This is a genomic window from Kribbella sandramycini, from assembly GCF_013131805.1.
Lineage (GTDB): Bacteria > Actinomycetota > Actinomycetes > Propionibacteriales > Kribbellaceae > Kribbella > Kribbella sandramycini.
On record NZ_JABJRC010000005.1, the window covers coordinates 483,795 to 502,890 of the forward strand.

The 19,096-nt window shown below is 70.5% G+C and carries 17 protein-coding genes; 7 read left to right on the forward strand and 10 right to left on the reverse strand.

Annotated features, from left to right (window positions below; translation table 11 throughout):
- Position 1: 1 nt before the first annotated feature.
- Positions 2 to 850 (reverse strand): LLM class F420-dependent oxidoreductase, encoded by an 849-nt coding sequence (locus HPO96_RS22935; RefSeq protein ID WP_171675758.1) that lies wholly within the window; start codon positions 848 to 850, stop codon positions 2 to 4.
- Positions 847 to 1,398 carry a TetR family transcriptional regulator C-terminal domain-containing protein gene (locus HPO96_RS22940; RefSeq protein WP_171675760.1) on the reverse strand — a complete coding sequence of 184 codons (552 nt, stop codon included), beginning with the start codon at positions 1,396 to 1,398 and terminating at the stop codon, positions 847 to 849. Before HPO96_RS22940 ends, HPO96_RS22935 begins: the two co-directional genes overlap by 4 nt.
- 75 nt (positions 1,399 to 1,473) lie before the next feature.
- Here HPO96_RS22940 and HPO96_RS22945 point away from each other — a divergent pair, with 75 nt between their 5' ends.
- Genes HPO96_RS22945 through HPO96_RS22960 form a run of 4 tightly spaced genes read left to right on the forward strand, consistent with a single transcriptional unit; the run spans position 1,474 to position 4,977 of the window.
- Positions 1,474 to 2,517 (forward strand): glycosyltransferase family 2 protein, encoded by a 1,044-nt coding sequence (locus tag HPO96_RS22945; protein WP_171675762.1) that lies wholly within the window; start codon positions 1,474 to 1,476, stop codon positions 2,515 to 2,517.
- A complete protein-coding gene (locus HPO96_RS22950) occupies positions 2,501 to 3,667 on the forward strand; it encodes a hypothetical protein (RefSeq protein WP_171675939.1) in 1,167 nt (388 codons plus the stop codon). The genes HPO96_RS22945 and HPO96_RS22950 overlap by 17 nt, the downstream gene beginning before the upstream one ends.
- Before the next feature lie 10 nt (positions 3,668 to 3,677).
- Positions 3,678 to 4,622, forward strand: a complete 945-nt coding sequence (locus tag HPO96_RS22955) for an aldo/keto reductase (protein ID WP_171675765.1) — start codon at positions 3,678 to 3,680, stop codon at positions 4,620 to 4,622.
- Positions 4,623 to 4,632: 10 nt separating this feature from the next.
- Positions 4,633 to 4,977, forward strand: coding sequence for a YciI family protein (locus tag HPO96_RS22960; RefSeq protein WP_171675767.1), 345 nt, complete (start codon positions 4,633 to 4,635; stop codon positions 4,975 to 4,977).
- Here HPO96_RS22960 and HPO96_RS22965 read toward each other — a convergent pair.
- Complete coding sequence (locus HPO96_RS22965; RefSeq protein WP_171675768.1) at positions 4,974 to 5,981, reverse strand: substrate-binding domain-containing protein; 1,008 nt, start codon at positions 5,979 to 5,981, stop codon at positions 4,974 to 4,976. The genes HPO96_RS22960 and HPO96_RS22965 overlap by 4 nt on opposite strands.
- A 157-nt stretch (positions 5,982 to 6,138) precedes the next feature.
- Between HPO96_RS22965 and HPO96_RS22970 the strand changes: the two genes are divergently transcribed.
- From HPO96_RS22970 to HPO96_RS22980, 3 genes are read left to right on the forward strand one after another with little or no spacing between them, the layout of a single operon-like run.
- Positions 6,139 to 7,221, forward strand: coding sequence for a hypothetical protein (locus HPO96_RS22970; RefSeq protein ID WP_171675769.1), 1,083 nt, complete (start codon positions 6,139 to 6,141; stop codon positions 7,219 to 7,221).
- On the forward strand, positions 7,218 to 8,168 hold the full coding sequence (locus HPO96_RS22975) for a D-2-hydroxyacid dehydrogenase (protein WP_171675771.1): 951 nt from the start codon (positions 7,218 to 7,220) through the stop codon (positions 8,166 to 8,168). The genes HPO96_RS22970 and HPO96_RS22975 overlap by 4 nt, the downstream gene beginning before the upstream one ends.
- A 30-nt stretch (positions 8,169 to 8,198) precedes the next feature.
- Positions 8,199 to 8,948 (forward strand): polysaccharide lyase family 7 protein, encoded by a 750-nt coding sequence (locus HPO96_RS22980; protein WP_171675773.1) that lies wholly within the window; start codon positions 8,199 to 8,201, stop codon positions 8,946 to 8,948.
- Between the two features lie 39 nt (positions 8,949 to 8,987).
- Here the strand turns inward: HPO96_RS22980 and HPO96_RS22985 are convergent, their stop codons facing one another.
- From HPO96_RS22985 to HPO96_RS23015, 7 genes are all read right to left on the reverse strand, one after another.
- A complete protein-coding gene (locus HPO96_RS22985) occupies positions 8,988 to 9,272 on the reverse strand; it encodes an antibiotic biosynthesis monooxygenase family protein (RefSeq protein WP_171675775.1) in 285 nt (94 codons plus the stop codon).
- Positions 9,273 to 9,282: 10 nt separating this feature from the next.
- Complete coding sequence (locus HPO96_RS22990) at positions 9,283 to 10,431, reverse strand: VWA domain-containing protein (protein WP_171675777.1); 1,149 nt, start codon at positions 10,429 to 10,431, stop codon at positions 9,283 to 9,285.
- Positions 10,428 to 12,608, reverse strand: a complete 2,181-nt coding sequence (locus HPO96_RS22995) for a DUF5682 family protein (protein WP_171675779.1) — start codon at positions 12,606 to 12,608, stop codon at positions 10,428 to 10,430. Before HPO96_RS22995 ends, HPO96_RS22990 begins: the two co-directional genes overlap by 4 nt.
- Positions 12,605 to 13,684 carry an ATP-binding protein gene (locus HPO96_RS23000; protein WP_171675781.1) on the reverse strand — a complete coding sequence of 360 codons (1,080 nt, stop codon included), beginning with the start codon at positions 13,682 to 13,684 and terminating at the stop codon, positions 12,605 to 12,607. The genes HPO96_RS22995 and HPO96_RS23000 overlap by 4 nt, the downstream gene beginning before the upstream one ends.
- Entirely contained in the window at positions 13,681 to 15,045 is a 1,365-nt protein-coding gene (locus HPO96_RS23005; RefSeq protein WP_337796765.1) for a DUF5691 domain-containing protein, read from the reverse strand. The genes HPO96_RS23000 and HPO96_RS23005 overlap by 4 nt, the downstream gene beginning before the upstream one ends.
- 59 nt (positions 15,046 to 15,104) lie before the next feature.
- Positions 15,105 to 16,379 carry an SWIM zinc finger family protein gene (locus tag HPO96_RS23010; RefSeq protein ID WP_337796766.1) on the reverse strand — a complete coding sequence of 425 codons (1,275 nt, stop codon included), beginning with the start codon at positions 16,377 to 16,379 and terminating at the stop codon, positions 15,105 to 15,107.
- A gap of 372 nt (positions 16,380 to 16,751) precedes the next feature.
- Entirely contained in the window at positions 16,752 to 19,034 is a 2,283-nt protein-coding gene (locus HPO96_RS23015; protein ID WP_238355388.1) for an MDR family MFS transporter, read from the reverse strand.
- Between the last annotated feature and the right edge of the window lie 62 nt (positions 19,035 to 19,096).

Genomic DNA, 19,096 nt, shown 5'->3' on the forward strand with positions numbered 1-19,096 from the left:
CTCACCCTAACTTCGGCAGCACCTCGCTCAGCACCCGCGCATGGTCGGCCGGGTCGGCGAGCCCGAGGCCCATCGTGTTGACGCACAGATGGGTCGCGCCCAGCTCGCGCCAGCCGTCGACGTACACCCGCCACTCGCTCTCGGGCACCTGCGCCAGCGTCAGCCGCGCCTCGAAACCGACCGTGCGCCCGGCCGCGGCCGCCGCCTCGCGGACCGTCGCGACCTGGGCGCGCATGCGGTCGTCGGGCGGTCCTTGCGGCATCCAGCCGTCGCCGATCGCACCGGTACGACGCAGGACGGCGTCCGCCGTGCCGCCGAACCAGATCGGGATCTGCCGGCCGGGCAACGGGTTCAGACCGGCCTGCTCAACCCGGTCGAACCGACCGTCGTGGGTGATGACCGGCTCGGCCCAGAGCTTGCGCAGCAGCTCGACCTGTTCGGTGAGCCGGGCCCCACGTTTGGCGAAGGGGACGCCGAGCGCGTCGTACTCGACGTGGTTCCACCCGATGCCGACACCGAGCCGCAGCCGCCCGCCGGACAGCAGGTCGACCTCCGCCGCCTGCTTCGCGACCAACGCGGTCTGCCGCTGCGGCAACACCAGGACGCCGGTCACCAGCTCGAGCTCGGTGGTGATCGCCGCCAGATACCCGAACAGCACGAAAACCTCGTGGAACAAGGATTTGTCGGTGTACCCCGTCCATCCCGGCCGCTGCGCCGGATCGGCCCCGAGCACGTGGTCGTAGGCGAGCGCATGCGTGTACCCGGCGTCCTCGACCGTTCGGGCCCACTCCCGCACCACCTGCGGGTCGCTGCCGATCTCCAGCTGCGGGAACACCGCTCCGATCCTCATGCGATCAACTCCAGCAGCCCCTCGATCGCCAGCTCGAACGGCTCTTCCGAGCCTGCTGCCCGGGCCAGCACGTAGCCGCCCTGCAGTGTCGCGACGATCGTCGCGGCCAGCCGCTCCGGCGCCACCGACGCCGGGAACTCGCCGTTTTCTTTGCCTTCAGCAACTATTTCGGCCAGTCGCCCGCACAACCAGCTCAGCGTCTCGTCCACCGGCCCGCGCAGCTCCGGATCCGCCACGACCTCCGGATCTGCCGCCAACTGCCCGACCGGGCACCCCCGCAGCACCTCCCGATCCCGCCCCAGATACGCCGAGATCCGCTCCACCGCCGACCCCTCGGTCCCCAGCTCCTCCGCGGCCTTGGCACGCATCTCCGCCCCCGACCGCTCGATGGCGGCCCGCGCCAGCTCCGCCTTCCCGCTGAAGTGGTGGTACATGCTCCCCTGCCCCGCCCCACTGGCCCGCTGCACCGCCTTCGGACTCGTCCCCACATACCCCCGCTCCCACAACAACTCCTGCGTACTCCGGATCAACCGCTCCACCGTCTCCACCCGGATAACTGTACCCAGAGGTACACACCCGGCTAGGTCTCCACCGACTGGACGGAACCGATAGTCTCGGGGTCTATGAGCACGAGCGTCGCCATTGCGGTAATCACGTTTCGGCGGCCTGCTCTGTTACGAGGGTTGCTGGCGAGTTTGCAGGCGCAGGAACTGCCGGCGGGAGCGGATTACGCGGTCCGGATCGTGGTGGTCGACAACGATGCCGACGCGACGGCGGCCGCGGTGGTGGCGGGGTTCGACGGGGGCCGGTATCCGATCGAGTCGGTGGTGGAGCCGGAGCCGGGGATCCCGTTCGCGCGGGAGCGGTCGGTGGAGCTCTGCTGGAACGACGATGCGCTGATCTTCGTGGACGACGACGAGGTCGCGCCGCCGGGGTGGCTGGCGACGTTGTTGCAGGCCTGGGAGACGAGCGGGGCCGACGTTGTCACCGGGCCGGTGAAGGGGAACCTGCCGGCCGGGGCGCCGGCTTGGAACCACTACAGCGATGTGCACGACTCGACCGGGCGGCATCCGACCGGGCTGGAGTTGCGGAAGGCGTACACGAACAACACGCTGGTCAGCCGCCGGGTCTACCACACGGTGACGCCCGGGTTTCATCCCGCGTTCCGGTACACGGGGTCGTCGGATCTGCACTTCTTCCTGCGGGTGCACCGGGCCGGGTTCCGGATCGTGTGGTGCGAGGAGGCGTGTATCGCCGAAGAGGTACCGCCGGCGCGGACGACGCTGAGCTGGCTGGTCCGGCGGGCGTTCCGGAGCGGTAGCGGGGACACGATCAGCCGGTTGCTGATCCGCCCGGGCGCGGTGAGCTACGTGCTGGTGCTGGCCTATGCTTCGGCCCGGGTGGTCTCGGCGATCGGCTACGCGCTCGCCGGGCTGCTGCTCGGCCGGAAGACGCATCTGCTCAAGGCGGTCCGCCGGTTCTTCTCCGGTATCGGCAGCCTGGCGGGCATAGTGGGGATCAATCATGACGAGTACCGGGAGCGGCACGGCGACGGTGGCGAGCCTGTGCCGGGCGATCTGGCAGGTGGAGGCGGAGCTGGGTCTCCTCGACTGGCAGATCCGGGGCATGCACCCGTGGCCGATCATCCGGATGCGCGTCTTCCATGAGCTGACCCGCCGCAGCGGTATCCACGGTGTCCCGCATCCGGTACGCCGTTCCACCAGCGACAAACTCGGGCTGGTCGGCCGCCATGTCGCCGGGCTCGCAACCCGTAATCCGTTCGTCGGCCGGTACGACGCGATGGTGGTCCCGCATCCGCGGAAACCGGACGGTGTCGAGATCTACACCGACGAGCTCCGCGCCGCGCTCGGCCCGTCGACGCTGATCCTCGACTCCGGGATCAACGGCACCCCGCTCCCCGGCAGCCGGAATCTCGACTTCTTCACCTCCGCGGCCGGCGCCGTCCACGCGCGGGCCGCCGACGACCGCGGCATCACGACCGCCCTCCAGGAGCTGACGGGCGTCGTCGTACCGACGAGTGCGCTGCTGGCGCGCGAGGTCCCGAAGCACCTGCGGTTGCGAGCGCTCTATCGCGCGCTGCTCAAGCGGCACGGCATCAAGACCGTGTACGTCGTCGTCGCGTACTTCCATCAGCACATCGTCGGCGCGGCCCGCGACCTCGGCATCCGGGTCGTCGAGCTGCAGCACGGCGCGATCAGTCCGTTCCACCTCGGCTACAGCTACCCCGGCCGCCCGGCCGTCGCGGATCAGCCCGACGAGCTGTGGTGCTTCGGCGATTACTGGACGGACGTCGCCGAGCTGCCGGCCGGGATGCGGACGGAGGTCGTCGGCGCGCCGTACCTGCCGACTGCCACCGCGAAGGACCCGAAGCTGGCGGTCTTCCTGTCCCAAGGCACGACCGGCCACGGGTTGCTCCAGATCGCCGAGACCGTCGCCAAGGCGCATCCTGAGCTGACCATCCAGTTCCGCCTGCACCCGAGTGAGCATGCGGCCGACTACACGATGCCGGCCGGGGTCGAGCTCTCCACCGGCGGCAACACGCTCGATCTGCTGGCACAGGCGACGTACCAGGTCGGGGTTTCGACGACGGCGCTGTTCGAAGGGATGGCGCTGGGCTGCCGGACGGCGGTCGCCGAGCTGCCCGGTCACGAATACCTCGCCGGGCCGATCGCCCGCGGTCATGCGCTACTGCTGACGACGCCCGAGCAGCTCACCGATGCGCCGGTCTGTCCGACCCCCGAGACGTACTACGCACCGAGCCGGATCGAGCAGCTGATTGTCGGTGCGGCCTCCTAGCGTTCGTGCCATGCGGACTGTGGAGCTGGGCCGGACGGGGTTGGAAGTCAGCAGACTGGGCCTGGGGCTCGCGTCCCTAGGCGGCATGTTCGCCGCCGTCCCCGAGCCGCAGGCGATCGCGACGATCGACCGGGCCTGGGAGCTCGGCATCCGACTGTTCGACACTGCGCCCGTGTACGGCTACGGCCGGTCCGAGCAGCGCGCCGGGCTGGCCTTGCGCGGCCGCCCGCGGGGGCGCTTCGTGCTCTCGACCAAGGTCGGCCGGCTGATCGAGCCGGGCGGCCCGGACATCCAGCCGATCTGGGCCGAGCCGCCGGTCGGCCTCGGCCCGCGTCTCGACTACTCGTACGCCGCCGTCATCCGCTCGTTCGAAGCCAGCCTGGAGCGAATGGGGATCGACCGGATCGACATCCTGCACATCCACGACCCTGATCTCGACTTCGCGACGGCGTCCACCGAGGCCCTGCGAGCGCTGCGCGAGCTGCGCGGGCGCGGCACCATCCGGGCGATCTCGCTCGGGATCAACCACGCGGACGTCGCCGCCCGGTTCCTCCGCGAGACCGGGGCCGACGGTCCGGATGTGATCCTCCTCGCCGGGCGGTACAGCCTGCTCGACCAGAGCGCGACCGAGGAGCTGCTACCGCTCTGCGAGAAGCTGGGCGTCGCCGTCCTCGCGGCGGGCGTGTTCCAGGGCGGTGTGCTGGCCGACACCGCGGCGGGCGCGCCGCACGGGTATGCGAAGGTCCCACCGGCGCTGCTGGAACGGATCGATCAGCTCCGCGCGCTGTGCCATCGGTACGACGTGCCGCTGCTCGCCGCGGCCGTGCAGTTCCCGTTGCGGCATCCCGTCGTACCGGCCGTGGTCGTCGGCGCGCGTACCCCGCAGGAGATCACCGAGGTCGCCGCTTGGCTCGAGCACGACATTCCGGAGGCGTTCTGGGCGCAGCTGCTCTAAGGTCAGCCCTATGCGGTTCATGCTGCTCCACAAGACGAACGACGCGCTCGAAGCGGGCAACCCGCCGGACTCGGAAATCCTGGCCCGGGCGGACGCCGTCCTCGAGGAGATGCGTCAGGCCGGCGTGCTCGAGGTCGCCGAGGGGCTGATGCCGAGCTCGCGCGGCGCCCGCATCTCCGTGGCCCAGCCGGGCCCGCCGCGGGTCGTCGACGGCCCGTTCGCGGAGACCAAAGAGCTCGTGGCCGGACTGTCGATCATCCGCGTCGACTCCAAGCAGGACGCCGTCCGCTGGGCGCTGCGGTTCGCCGAGGCCGATCCGTACACCGAGATCGACATCCTGGAGATCGCTGGTTAACGCGCGGCCGGGCCGGTGGTCTCGTGGATCAGGAGCTCCATCGGCAGCAGTTTCGGCTCGGTGTCGGGGCTGCCGGTCATCAGGCGTTCGAGAAGTTCGGCAGCCTGCCGGCCCAGGTCGTCCCGCGGCATCGCGACCGTGGTGAGCGTGGCTTGGCCCGACCAGTCGAGGGAGAGGTTGTCGAAGCCGACCACTGATAGCTCGGTCGGGACGTCGACACCCAACTGGCGATAGCGGGCCAGCGCGCCTTGGGCGACCAGGTCGTTGTAGGTGACCACCGCGGTGGCCCCGGCGGCGAGTGCCTGTTCGGCTGCTGCCCCGCCGTCCGCGGCCGTTGCGCCGGCCGGGATGACGGTGACGCGCAGGCCGAAGGCCGCGGCCGCTTCGAGGGCGCGGATGCGCTCACCGTTGGCCCAGGACGCCTCCGGGCCGCTGAGGTAGGCGACGTCGCGGTGGCCGAGCTGGGCGAGATGTCCGCAGATGGACGTCGTACCGCCGTAGAAGTCGACCGAGATCGCCGGGACGGCGAGGCCCGGGACGATCCGGTTGACCAGGACCATCGGGTGCGCACGGGCGACCAGCTCGGCGAGCTGGTCGCGACGCATCCGGGGTGAGCAGAGCAGGAGGCCGTCGCAGCTGCGGAGCAGGTCGGCGACCAGCTCCGGCTCGACGGCGGGGTTCTCCTCGGACTCCATGATCATCACCCGATGGCCGTTCGCCCGGGCCACGGCGCTGACGGCCTTGAGGATCTCCGGGAAGTACGGATTGGCGAGGTCGGGGACCAGGACGCCGATCGTCCCCCAACGCCCTTTCGCCAGCCCTTGGGCGGCGGCGTTCGGGTGGTAGCCGAGGGTCCGGACGGCGGCCTGGACGCGACCGGCGAGCACCGCGTCGACCTTCGCCGTCCCGTTCAGGACGCGCGAGACCGTCGCCGGGGACACCCCGGCCGCGTGCCCCACGTCGGTGATCGTGACCCGCTGCGTGCGCGCTCGCGACTGTCTCACCTCCTCCTGAAAGCCCTTCCTCAGAATCGCTAATCCACAGGTAATGCACAACCTGTAGATATGAAACCGCTTTCTCAGCTCTTGCCGGGGGCGACCCGCCGTTCTACTCTGATCGGGAATTGGCAAGCGTTTACCGTCAGATTGAGGAGACCGGTCTGTGAGTCACGGCGTGTTCGCGTACACCTGGGATCTGGTCGGCGATCCGGCCGCGGCCGAGCGGATCGCCGGGCTCGGAGTCGACACGGTGACGCTGCAGGCGGCGTACCACGCCGTCCGCGGGATCACGCCGTTCCACCCGACGCACCGCGTCGTCCACGCTGCGCACGCCGCGGCGTACTTCCCGATCCGCGACGCCGCGTGGGGCGGACTGCGACCGCTCGTCCCCAGCTGGGGTGTGGATAACCCGGACCGCTTCGGGACGGCGGCGCGGGCGCTGCGGTCGGCCGGGCTCGGGGTCGAGGCCTGGCTCGTGCTCACCCATTCGTCCGCCGTCGGGGCTGCGCATCCGGAGATGACCGTGCAGAACGCGTACGGCGAGCGCTACGGGTATGCGCTGTGCCCGTCGCACGAGTCTGTCCGCTCCTATGCGCTGACACTGATTCGGGAGGTCGTCGAGCAGTACGACGTCGACGCCTTGATGCTCGAGGCCTGCGGCTGGCTCGGCTTCGACCACGGGAGCCTGCACGAGAAGACCGAGGGCGCCGAGTTGTCGGTGAACGCCCGCCGCCTGCTGTCGATCTGCTTCTGCGCCGCCTGCCGGTCGGCGCTCGGCTCAGCAGCCGATCCGCTCGCCGCCTCCGTTCGTGAAGCGGTCGACGCCGAGCTCCGCGGCGACCGCCCGGCCGTTCTCCCGCCCGCCGACGCCCTCCTCGCCCACCGCGCCGCCGTCATCGGTGAGCTGGTTCGCGAGGCGAAGACGCTGGCCGGCGATCGTCGGTTGTTGCTGATGGCAACCGACGACCCGTGGGTGACCGGGCCGGATGTCGGTGTCGACCTGCCGGCGCACGCGCCGGATGCCTACGTCCTGAAGTGCTGGGGTGAGGTCGGAACGGCTGCCCGGCAGGTGAAGGCCGCGGCCGCGCGCACCGACGTCCCGCTGATCGCGAACGTGACGGTGCTGGAGGAGCGTTGGGACGGGGTGGAAGAACTGCTGGAAGCGGGCGCGAGCGAGATTCGCTACTACCACGCGGGCCTGGCCTCGAAGAACCGTTTGCAACGGATCCGAGAGGCGTCGGCATGAACGTCACGCTGGTACTTCTGCAGCCTGCAACTCCGGAGACGGCCGACTGGCCGGGCCGGTTGGAGGCGGCGCTTCCTGGGCTACGGGTTGTTCGTGAGGTGGAGGCGCTTCCGGAGGCGGATGCGGTCTATGGGGTGCTGCCTGCGGAGTTGCTGGCGACTTGCCGGCAGCTCAGGTGGTTGCAGGCGCCGCAGGCCGGCCCGGCGCCGGAGTTCTACTACCCCGAGCTGGTGACGCATCAGGTCGTGGTGACGAACATGCGCGACACGTACACGGATCATGTGGCGGCGCATACGTTGGCTCTGGTCTTGGGGATGGCGCGGGGGTTGCCGCGGTACGTGCGCGCCCAGCAGTCCGCGACGTGGGCTCCGGATTGGGATCCGGGGAGTGTGCTGGTGCTCGGGGAGTCGCGGGTGCTGGTGGTTGGAGCAGGCGCGGTGGGGGCCGAGATCGGCCGGTTGTTGAGCGAGTTCGGGGCTCGGGTCGAGGGGGTTGATCCGCGGGTCACGGAGCCGCCGCCGGGGTTTGCGCGGGTGCGACCGGTCGACGAGTTGGACGACGCGCTGCCGGACGCCGATGTCGTCGTACTGACCGTCCCGCACACACCTGCGACCGAGGGGTTGATCGACGCCGCGCGGCTGCGGCAGTTCAAGCCGGGCGCGCTGTTCGTGAACGTGGGGCGTGGGCCGACGGTCCGGCTCGACGACCTCGATCAGGCTTTGCAGGACGGCCGGCTGCGTGGTGCGGCACTCGATGTGTTCGAGACCGAGCCGCTGCCCGCCGACCATCCGCTCTGGGCCCGGCCCGAGGTGCTGATCACGCCACATGTGGCGGGCGCCGGGCCGCACGCCGAAGAACGCCGCTTCGCCGTACTGCTGGAGAACGCACGCCGATTCCTCGCTGGGGAACCGTTGATCAACCAGGTCGACAAGGCCCAGCGCTATTGACAGGTAGGACCCGCCCCGAAGGAGAACCGCATGTTCGTCCGATCACTCCTCACCGCCGCCCTCGTGAGCGCCACGGCCCTCACCGGTACGGCGACCGCAGCCCCGGCCGCCTGTTCAGTACCTGGTGACGTACTGAACCTGACCAACTGGACGCTGCAACTGCCCGTCGACGACCCGAACCAGTCCGGCACGCAGGTCCGCCAGGTGCGGCAGCCGCAGCTCGACAGCTTCGAGCTGTCGCCCTGGTTCAACGACCAGCCGAACTGCAACGGCGTCCGCTTCCGGAACGCCGTCAACGGCGTGACCACGCCGAACACGACGTACGCCCGCTCCGAGCTGCGCGAGATGAACGGCTCGTCGGCCGCCTCCTGGTCGTCGACGTCCGGTACGCACACACTCGTCATCGACCAGGCCATCACCCGTCGGCCGAACGACAAACCGCAGGTCGTCGCCGGGCAGATCCACAACGGCAACGACATGGCGACCTTCCGCCTGAACGGCTCCAGCCTGTACGTGACCGACGAGAACAACTCCAGCTACAAGCTGATCACCAGCAACTACCAGCTGGGCACCAGGTTCCAGGCGAAGTTCGTGGTCGGCAACGGCTCGATCAAGGCGTACTACAACAACGTGCTGCAGGCAACGATCCCGAAGTCGTTCACCGGCGGCTACTTCAAGGCCGGCGTCTACACGCAGGCCAACTGCACGAACTCCTCGCCGTGTGACACCAGCAACTACGGCGAGGTCGTCGTCTACAACGTGAGCGTCAGCCACAGCTGAGGCTGCTGACTCCGGGGGCCGCGCCGGCCCCCGGAGTACTCAATCGATCGTCCCCTCTTCCGCTGTCACCAGCGAGTCGATCGCGGCGAAGAAGCGGGCGATACCGGGCAGGTTGCCGCCCTTTTCGCGGGAGGCGGCGAAGTCCTCGGCGGTCTCCCACTCGACGATGTCGAGCCATTCGTCGTTCGGCAGGCGGACCAGGCGCGCGTTCCGGAAGCCGGCGCGGTCGGTCGCGAAGTCCGCCAGCATGTCGGCCCGCGCCGCGAGCAGCTCCTCGGCCTGCTCCGGCCGGACGCGGAAGCGGGTCAGTTCGACGGTGGTCATCGGGTTCCTCTCAGGTCAGGTTGGTCGCGGCCCAGCCGGTGATGTCCTCGTGCCTGATGGCGGCCGCCATCAGATCCGGGAACCGGTCCGGGGTACAGGCAAAAGTCGGTACGCCGAGCTCCACGAGCGCGGCCGCGTTCTCGGCGTCGTACGACGGGGCGCCGGAGTCGGCCAAGGCCAGCAGCGCGATCACCTGCACCCCTGACTCCACCAAACCACGGGCCCGCCGCAACAATTCCGCCCGCGCCCCACCCTCGTAGAGATCGGAGATCAGCACGAGAACGGTGTCCGAAGGTTTGGTGACGATCGATTCGCAGTACGTGAGCGCGCGGTTGATATCCGTGCCGCCGCCGAGCTGGGTGCCGAACAGGACGTCGACCGGGTCGTCGAGCTGATCGGTCAGGTCGACGACGGCGGTGTCGAAGACGACCAGGCTGGTCCGGAGGGTGCGGATCGATCCGAGCACCGCGCCGAACAGAGCGGCGTACACGACCGACTCGGCCATCGAGCCGGACTGGTCGATGGCGAGGACGATGTCGCGCTGGACGCTGTGGTTGCGGCGCGCGTAGCCGACCAGCCGGTCCGGGACGATGGTTCCGAGGGTCGGCGAGAAGTGTTTGAGGTTGGCCCGGATCGTCCGGTCCCAGTCGATATCGGAGTGCCGCGGCCGGCCGGTGCGCCCGGCCCGGTCGAGGGCTCCGGTCACTGCGGCGCGGGTCCGCTCGGCGAGGCGGGCCTCCAGTTCGCGGACGACGCGGCCGACCACCTCACGGGCGGTCTGCTTGGTCTCCTCGGGCATCACCTCGTTGAGCGCGAGCAGCGTGCTGACCAGGTGGATGTCGGGCTCGACCGCGCCGAGCAGCTCGGGCTCCATCAGCATCCGGGTGATGCCGAGCCGCTCGACGGCGTCCCGCTGCATGACCTGGACGACGGTGCTCGGGAAGTACTGCCGGATGTCGCCGAGCCAGCGCGCCACCCGCGGCGCGGACGACCCGAGCCCGGCGGCCCGTTGACCGGTGGGTTCACCGGGGACGGCGTCGTACAGGGCGGCGAGCGCCTTGTCGATCGACTGGTCGGCCGTGGAGAGGGTTGCGCCGGTCTCCTCCTCGGCTTCGCTGCCGAGGACCAGGCGCCAGCGGCGGAGGCGTTCGTCGGTCATCCGACCCCCAGGAGTTGGGCGACGACCGGGAGCGTCGTTGCGGCAAGCTCGGCGTCCAGGTCGTCGTCCTCGGTGGTGGCGGCGCCGGCCGGGTCGGTGAGGGTTTTGGCGCGGGCGCCGATGGTTCGGCGTTCGGGGGCGGCGAAGGTGCCGAAAGTCCTTCTGAGCAAGGGGAGGACCTCGGTGAAGGCGTCGTCCGGGATCGCGCCGAGCCAAGCGTCGACGAGGGTGAGCAGGCGCTCGTCGTGGATGAGCAGCAGGCCGCCGCCGGCCAGGAAACCTTCGACGTAGCCGGCTGCGTCGGCGGTCGGCGTGCCCGGGGTGAGCGCGCGGCCGAGGCGGAGCGCGACCTCGTCGTCCGGCAGGCGGGAGGTGTCGAGCATCAGCCGGGTCAGCCGACCGCGGATCAGCGGCGGGACCGACCGCCGGTCGCTCAGCGCTTCCAGCGTTGTCAGCCACTCGTCGCGGACCTGTTCGGCGAGTAGAGCGGTTGCGTCTTGGACGCCGTCGATCAGCTCTTGGACGGCGGCCGCGGCGTCCGGGTCGAGGCCGTGGACGGTTCGGCCGAGGCCGGCGCAGACTCGGGAGACCATCCGGCTCGCGACCGTGCCGAGCCCGGCGGCGTCGGTGCCGCGGACGTCGCCGTATCTCGACGAGCGGGCGAGGGCGGGCAGGGCCTCCATCAGGTGGCCGACGTCGGCGTCGGCGGCAGCTCTGGTGTCGACGCCGCGGAGTAGCTCGGGCAGGGCGCCGGCGAGGTCGGCGAGGAGCGATTTCTCCAGCGCTGCGGTGATTTCGGCCAGCGTTGCGGAGTCGGCGGCGACCTTGAGCATGACGGTGGTCGCGGCGCCGGCGACCGTCGTACCGTGGGCGCCGGCGGCGACCAGCTCGACCTCCAGGCCCGGATCCCAGGCCAGGCGCCACATTTCCCGGAAGGTGCCTTGCGTGCGGCGTTCGTCGGTGGCGGGGACACCCCAGTGGACGCCGAGGATGCGCAGGCGGTGCAGGAGGCGGGACTTGTCCAGGTCGTTCGGTTTGCGCAGGTCGAGCTCGATCACGCGCTCGGTCGCGTCGCGTTTCATCCGCAGCCGTCGGGCCTGGGCCGCGAGGTCGGCCGCGACCGGCGCTTGCGGGGTGGCGCCGGGGACCGTTCCGAGCAGCTCGCCGACGACGGCTTCGCGGGTGACGAGGTCGAGGAGAACATCGTTCCCGTTGCAGAGCACTGCTCTCGTTGCTTCGGTGACCTCGCTGAGCCCGACGAGCGGCCGGCCGCGGAGCGCTGCCAGGGTGTCGGCCAGCCGGACCGCTTCGATCACATGCGCACTCGACACCGGGAGGTCTTCGGCGCGGAGCACCTGGGCGACTTTGGTCAGCCAGCGAGTGGTGATCTGGTCGGGCGCGGTGAACAGGTGGTGGTACCAGCCGGGTGAGGTGATGCCGGCGCCGTACCCGCTGGTCGCCGCGAGCCGGCCGTGTGTCCAGGGCACCCAGGTACAGGCGACCTTGCGTTTGGGTAGCCCTTTGAGGATGCGGGCGTCGTGAGTTGCCGGGGGCAACGGCTGCTCCAGCGCCGGGACGTGCCAGGCGCCGCAGATCACCGCGATCCGCTCGAACCCTTCGCGGATCGCCTTGCGCAGCACGGTTCGCATGTAGGCCTCGCGCTGCGCCTCCCGACCAGTCGCCTCCTCGCCATGCCGGAGCTCGCGCATCGCATCGGCGATCACAGTGAACGGCTCCGCGCCCTCACGACGGGATTCGATGACGTCGTCCCACCAGCGCTCGGGATCGTCGTACCCGCCGGCGTTCGCCAAGGTCGCGAGCGGGTCGATCGACAGGCCGCGGCGCCCCTCGCCCTTGGTCGACGCGAACTGATGGGCGGCCGGCAGATCGCAGAACCGCACCGGCACCCCGGCCGTCAACCCGTACTTGATCGCCTGCCACTCCGGGCTGAAGACCGCGAACGGCCAGAACGCCGCGCGGGTCGAGTCGTCGACGGCGTACGCCAGCAACGCCACCGGCGGCTCCATCTCCGCCGACGCGGCCAACTCGACCACCTTGTCAGCCTCCGGCGGGCCTTCGATCAGGACGACGTCCGGCTGCAGCTCGGCCAGCGCCGTCGCAACCGCCCGAGCCGACCCCGGCCCGTGATGCCGAATCCCGAACAGGTGAACGGTCATCCGGAGATCTCTCGGCAGGCTCGGTAGAAGGGCGCCCAGTCGTCGCGTTCGCGGACGACGGTCTCCAGGTACTCCGACCAGACGACGCGGTCGGCCGCCGGGTCTTTGATGACCGCGCCGAGGATGCCGCCGGCGACGTCCGTCGGGCGGAGGACGCCGTCGCCGAAGTGCGCGGCGAGGGCCAGGCCGCCGGTGACCACACTGATCGCCTCGGCCGTCGACAGCGTGCCGGAGGGCGACTTCACCGCCGTCCGGCCGTCTTCGGTGCGGCCCTCGCGCAGCTCGCGGAAGATCGTCACGACCCGGCGGATCTCGTCGAGGGCGTCGTCCGCGGGTGGCAGTTCGAGTGCGGAGCCGAGCTGGGCGACGCGGCGGGAGACGATGCCGACCTCGTCCTCGGCGGACTCCGGGAGCGGGAGGACGACGGTGTTGAAGCGGCGGCGGAGCGCGCTGGAGAGTTCGTTGATGCCCTTGTCCCGGTCGTTCGCGGTGGCGATCACGTTGAAACCCTTGCGGGCTTGGACTTCGGTGGCCAGCTCGGGGATCGGCAGCGTCTTCTCGGACAGGATCGTGATCAGCGCGTCCTGGACGTCGGAGGGCATCCGGGTCAGCTCTTCGATGCGGGCGATCTTGGCATCCGCCATCGCCCGCTGCACCGGGCTCGGCACCAGCGCGCCCTCGCTCGGGCCTTGCGCGATCAGCTGCGCGTAGTTCCAGCCGTAGCGGATCGCCTCCTCCGCGGTGCCGGCCGTGCCCTGGACGAGCAGCGTCGAGTCACCGCTGATCGCAGCCGCCAGGTGTTCGCTGACCCAGGTCTTCGCCGTCCCGGGGACGCCGAGCAGCAGCAACGCGCGGTCGGTCGCGAGCGTGGCCACCGCGACCTCGATCAGCCGGCGCGGGCCGACGTACTTGGGGGTGATCTCGACGCCGTTCACCTGACCGCCGAGGAGATAGGTCACGACGGCGCTCGGCGACAGCTGCCAAGCCGGTGGGCGGGCGCGATCGTCTGCTGCTGCGAGGGCCGCGAGCTCCTCGGCGTACTCGGTCTCGGCGTGCGGCCGCAGTACTTCAGTCATGAGAGCTCCTCGTACATTTCGCGGCGGAAGGTCAGGGTTTCGACGAGGCGGCGACGCCAGGTGTCTTCTTCGCCGGTGGATTCGCGGGTGATCGGGTGATCGAGTACTTCGGGCGGGACGGCGCGGGCGGTCACGCTGGCCAGGCGCGCCCAGTCGCGGCCGGTGCCGGCCTTGGCGAGCTGATCGAGCAGGTCGGTGGCCAGGGTTTCGGGCCAGGGCACGGGGAGGCCGCCGACCAGCTCGGTGATGTCGACGGTCTTCCGGAGGGCGGCGACTGCCGCGGCCCATTCGTCGGGTGGGAGCAGCCGCAGGAGCTCGGCCGGGCTGCGTGTGCCGGTGTTGGCCGAGCTGCGCAACAGCTCGCGGGCCCAGGCTGTTGCCTGCTCTCGGCTCGGCGCGGATTGGCTACCTTCGCGGATGACCGCCTCCGTCCATCCACTCTGCAGCACCCCGACCGCAACCCCTTCGGCCGGCAGCCTTAACCATTCGAGGTCCATCTCGGCGAGGGGAGTCGCCGCGATGAGCTGACGGAGCAACCCGGCTCGCTGGCCCAGGCCCTCGACTCGGGCTTCGATGCCGTCGCGCTCCATCGCGGGGGTCAGGGTGCGCGGGAGGTCGATGGCCAGGACACCTTGGGTGACCAGGAGATGTGTGTGCAGGCGCTCGGTCATTCGTTGCTGGAGGCGACTACCGGGCAGCTGGGTGAGCAGTCGCGCGGCGGCTCGGCGTACCTCTCGGGACCGGTCGTCGAGCGCGGCCTCGAGGAAGTCTTCGTCGTCGAGGGAGAGGCCGTCGACGAGTAACGTCAGGAAGTCGGCCCGGGTAGCAGCCGACTCCGTCGGCCACACCTCGCGCAACGCCTCCAGCGCATCAGCCGGCTCCGCCCGCCGCCGATCGCGCAACCAGCTGCGCCGCTGGACGCCGTCCCCATGCGTCCACAGTTCAGTATTGTTGCCCTCAGCAACCACAGCGTGCAGGAATCGCCACTCCGGGTTCAGATCGGCCAGCCAACTGGCCCGCCGCCCCGCCGCCGCAATCACCAACGGCCGGTACTCCGCCCGATGCCGAGCATGATCAGCCAACTCCGGCAAGTACTCCGGCGGCACTCCCCACCCCCGCGTCTCCGCAGCCCGCAACCACTCCCCCAACGCAGTCGTCTGAAACCCCCCGAGCATCGCCGCCAACCGCCGCACCGCAGCCGCCCCCGGCAACGGCCGATCCTCCCCACCAGCCACCCCCAACACCTCAACCCCCCGCAACGGCCGCCGCCCAGCCCGCCGGTAGACAGTCGCCAACGCAGCCGCATCCAGCAATCCGCCCTCCCCCAGCCGCTCCCGAACCTCCTCGGGCAACGCCCCCACATCCGTCGGCCGCCGATCAACCCCTAACAAGGCCGAACTAACCAACCCCTCCCACCCCCTCACAGGATCACCGGGCGGTTGTTTAGCCAGCAGGTGAGGGGGCGGAGGCCGGCTCGGTTCCATTCGCCGGCGACGGTGAGGGGTGCGCCGGCGGAGAGGGAGAGGAGTTTCCAGGGGTTGGTGGCGGGGAGGAGTTCGAGGGCTTCGCCGGTGGGGTCGACGAGGGCCCAGCCGTTGGCGTGGGGGGCGGGGCGGACGTCTTGGAGGACGAGGGGCCAGCGTTCGTTCCAGGGGTCGGCGGCGAGGGACTCGACGTACGAGGCGAGGGCTTGGCGGGCGGTGGAGCCGATGGGAGTGGGGGCGGGGAGGCGCGGGGCGGACTGGGTGAGGACTGCGCGGAGGGGGAGGGCGCCGGGATAGAAGGAGAGCGTGCCAGGGACGTATTCGCCGGGGCGGGCGGGGAGCGGGTCGAGGGGGCGGCCGGCAGCGGCGAAGGAGAGCAGCAGGGCAACCCGGCCGGTTGTTGCTCCACGCAACCAGACCCGCCGGGTGGTGAGGCGGTCGTCGGGTTCGATGACGCGACCGAGGATGAGCCAGTCGTCGGCGACCTGCTCGCCCTCGGCGAGGACGCGCGCGGTCTCGACCGTCCGGCCGATGCGCGCTTGGACGGTGTCCGCGAGGGCAGGCGGGAGCTCGTCGAGCCGGGCATGAGCGGCAACGATCAGGTGGATCAGCGACAGCTCTTCGAGCAGCTCGCCGGGCCAGCCGTGACCACGGCCGACGACCGCGGCGGCTCGGCGTACGGCGTTCGCCACCCCCGGCGCCTGCGCGTCGACCATACGCGCCGCCAACCGGCTCAGCTCGGTGTACGCGCGCTGGTCGAACCCGCCCAGCCCCTGCCGCATCTGATCATCCAGCCAGCTCGCCAACTCCGCCATCCCGGCCGACACCCGATCCGCCCGCCGCGCGGCCCGCTCCTGCGCCGCGATCGGATCAGCCACCTCGCCCGGCTTCCGCTCCGGCCGCTCAGCCCGCTTCCCCACCCAGGAAGCCACCCACTCCGGCTCCTCCCCCGCCGCGACCTCACCACCGGCCCACAGCAACAACAACCCCAGCGCATGCTTACAAGGAAACTTCCGGCTCGGGCACGAGCACTTGTACGCCGGCCCACTCACATCCACCGCGGTCTGGTACGGCGCCTTCCCGCTCCCCTGGCACAACCCCCACACCGCCCGCCCGGAAGCCCCCACCCCGGCCCACTTCCCCGCCTTCCCCAACCCCTGGCCAGCCTTGGCCGACGCAGCATCAGGCGCCAACCCCAGCACCTGCTCCACCCCCCAAACCTCCACCCCCACATTCCACCATCCCCCACCGACACCAAGCACAGGTAGTACACCCACCCCCACCCACCTCCCCACGCTCACCAAGCACCCGCCGCAACCCCGAAACCCCGACTACCACCTGTCCTTAGCGCCCCTCATCACCCGAACGGCTGCCGGTCGACCGCTGGAAGTGGGCGGGGGAAGCATCTGATGGTCGGGCGCCGACGCGACCACGGCGGCTGCAGCCGGTCCGCCCGAGTCGCGAGCGGATGTCCCACCGACACGAAGGACAGGTAGTACGTCCGGCGGCGGCCACCTCCCCCGCCTGGGAGGTTGCGCCGGAGCTGCGAATGGCCGGCTACTTCCTGTCCTTGGCGCCGCCTGTCACCCGAAGGGTTGGCGGTGGGCTGGGTCGGGTTCGGGGTAGCCGTTGCCGGTGTAGTGCAGGTGGGCGGGGGGAAGCACCTGGTGCTCGGAGGTCGGGGTGGGGAGGGTGACTGGTGGTGTGTGGGGAGTTGCCGGGGCGGGAGGTGCTGGCGGGGGTGACTGACTTGGGGTGGGGGTGAGGCTTTCGTGGATTTTGGTGAGGAGGTGGTGTTCTACGGCTTGGAGTTCGGTGATGCGGGTGCGGATTTCTTGTTCTTCGGCGCGGGCTTCGGCGAGGAGGTGGTCGGCTTCGGATCTGGCGGTGGCGCGGAGGTGGTCGGCGGTGCGCTGGCTGGCGCTGAGGACGCTGAGCTCGTAGCGGCGGAGTTCGGTGGCCAGCTCGGTGTCGGTGCGGTGGGCCTCGAGGAGGGCGGCGGCGGGTTGGGGGACGGCGTCGGGGAGGGTGGTCTCGAGGGCGGCGATCTGCTGGTCGACGCGGGTGAAGAGGTCGGCGACGTCGGTGCGCATCTGACGGATCGTGTTGGCCGCGGCCTGGACGCGTTCACTCGCCTCGCGCTCGCGTTCGCGGGCCGTGCGTTCGGCCGCGGTGATGACGTCGAGGGCGACGATCGCGGCCCGTTCGGCCGGGTCGATCGGAGCTTCCGGGGTCGGCACGTCGGCCACGTCGGCCTCCAGCTCGTCGGTCATGGCGACGGTACGCCGAAGCGGCACCTCGCGGATGAACAGCACAGCCAGCAGACTCACCACCGCGGACGCCGCCGCGATGACGAAGATCCGCCCGGTCGCATCGCCGTACGCATGCCGAACGACCTCGGCCACCGGCGCCGGCAACGCGTTCACATCGAGGACCGAACCACTCGCCCCACTCGGCGGCGCGATCCCCTGGGCCCGCAGGTTCGACGCGATCAGCTCGGTGACCCGATTCGCGAGCACCGCGCCCAGCACCGACACCCCGACCGCGCCGCCCAGACTGCGGAAGAACGTGACCGTCGCACTCGACGCCCCGACCTGCGAGACGTCGACGTTGTTCTGGACGGCGAGCACCAGGTTCTGCATCATCATGCCCATGCCGACGCCCATCGCCAGCATGCCGGCGCCGACGTACCAGTAAGGGCTCTCGTGGTCGATGGTGCCGAGTGCGCCGAGCCCGGCCGTCAAGAAGAGGCCGCCGAGCACCAGGTAGCGCTTCCACTTCCCCGTCCGGGTGATCAGCTGCCCGGAGCCGACCGATCCGAGGAACGAGCCGAACATCATCGGGATCGTCAGCAGCCCGGCCTCGGTCGGGCTGTACCCGCGCGCGACCTGGAAGTACTGCCCGAGAAAGACCGCGCTGCCGAACATCGCGATCCCGACCGCGAGACTGGCCAGGATCGCCAGCGCCGTCGTCCGCTCCCGGACGACGGCGACCGGGACGAGCGGATCCCGCGCACGGGTCTCAACGACGACGGCCAGCAGCGCGAGCACCGCCGTACCGCCCAGGTAGGCGCCGGTCTCCCAGGACCACCACGGGAAGTGCTGCCCGGCGAACGAGACCCAGATCAGCGGCAGGCTCGCGGCCCCCGCGATCAGCACCGCGCCGAAGTAGTCGAGTTTGATCGGCCGCCTGACCACCGGCAGCTGCAAGTACCGCTGCAGGATCACCATCGAGACCAGGGCCAGCGGCACGCAGACGTAGAAGCACCAGCGCCACCCGAGCCACGAGGTGTCCACGATGACGCCGCCGGCCAGCGGCCCGGAGACCGTCGCGACGGCCATCACCGCGCCCATGTAGCCGGAGTACCGGCCCCGATCGCGCGGCGGAATCGCCGCCCCGATGATCGCCTGCGCGAGCGCCATCAGCCCGCCCATCGCGAGCCCCTGCAACACCCGCGCCCCGATCAGGAACGGCACGTTGTGCGCGAGGCCGGCCAGCGCCGAGCCAATCACGAACATGACGGTCGCGAGCTGCACGAGCAGCTTCTTGCTCATCAGGTCGGACAGCTTGCCCCAGACCGGCGTCGAGACGGTCATCGCGAGCAGGCTGGCGGTGACGACCCAGGTGTACTGGGTCTGGCTGCCTTCGAGATCCGCGATGATCGTCGGCAGCGCGTTGCTGACGATCGTCGAGCTCAGCACGGCGGTGAACAGCGCCGCCAGCAGCCCGGAGAGGATCTCCAGGATCTGCCGATGCGTCAGCTCGGGATCCGCGGGCGGAGGCGGGGGCGGATCGGCGGCCGGGCGGGGCGCGGCGGCGTACATCGATCGGTACTGCGAGGGCCGCGAAGTGGCGGTGGCTGACATCGGGTTCCGTTCGTACGCGGGGTCGCTGCGGCCGGGGCAGCGAAACTCGCTGCTCCGGGGCG

Excerpts from the sequence above, each read along its gene's own strand:
- HPO96_RS22955 (WP_171675765.1), top strand. The coding sequence starts at position 3,678 with ATGCGGACTGTGGAGCTGGGCCGGACGGGGTTGGAAGTCAGCAGACTG.
- HPO96_RS22950 (WP_171675939.1), top strand. The coding sequence starts at position 2,501 with ATGCGCGTCTTCCATGAGCTGACCCGCCGCAGCGGTATCCACGGTGTC.
- HPO96_RS22935 (WP_171675758.1), bottom strand. The coding sequence starts at position 850 with ATGAGGATCGGAGCGGTGTTCCCGCAGCTGGAGATCGGCAGCGACCCG.
- HPO96_RS23015 (WP_238355388.1), bottom strand. The coding sequence starts at position 19,034 with ATGTCAGCCACCGCCACTTCGCGGCCCTCGCAGTACCGATCGATGTAC.
- HPO96_RS22975 (WP_171675771.1), top strand. The coding sequence starts at position 7,218 with ATGAACGTCACGCTGGTACTTCTGCAGCCTGCAACTCCGGAGACGGCC.
- HPO96_RS22980 (WP_171675773.1), top strand. The coding sequence starts at position 8,199 with ATGTTCGTCCGATCACTCCTCACCGCCGCCCTCGTGAGCGCCACGGCC.
- HPO96_RS22945 (WP_171675762.1), top strand. The coding sequence starts at position 1,474 with ATGAGCACGAGCGTCGCCATTGCGGTAATCACGTTTCGGCGGCCTGCT.
- HPO96_RS22985 (WP_171675775.1), bottom strand. The coding sequence starts at position 9,272 with ATGACCACCGTCGAACTGACCCGCTTCCGCGTCCGGCCGGAGCAGGCC.
- HPO96_RS22960 (WP_171675767.1), top strand. The coding sequence starts at position 4,633 with ATGCGGTTCATGCTGCTCCACAAGACGAACGACGCGCTCGAAGCGGGC.
- HPO96_RS23000 (WP_171675781.1), bottom strand. The coding sequence starts at position 13,684 with ATGACTGAAGTACTGCGGCCGCACGCCGAGACCGAGTACGCCGAGGAG.
- HPO96_RS22990 (WP_171675777.1), bottom strand. The coding sequence starts at position 10,431 with ATGACCGACGAACGCCTCCGCCGCTGGCGCCTGGTCCTCGGCAGCGAA.
- HPO96_RS22995 (WP_171675779.1), bottom strand. The coding sequence starts at position 12,608 with ATGACCGTTCACCTGTTCGGGATTCGGCATCACGGGCCGGGGTCGGCT.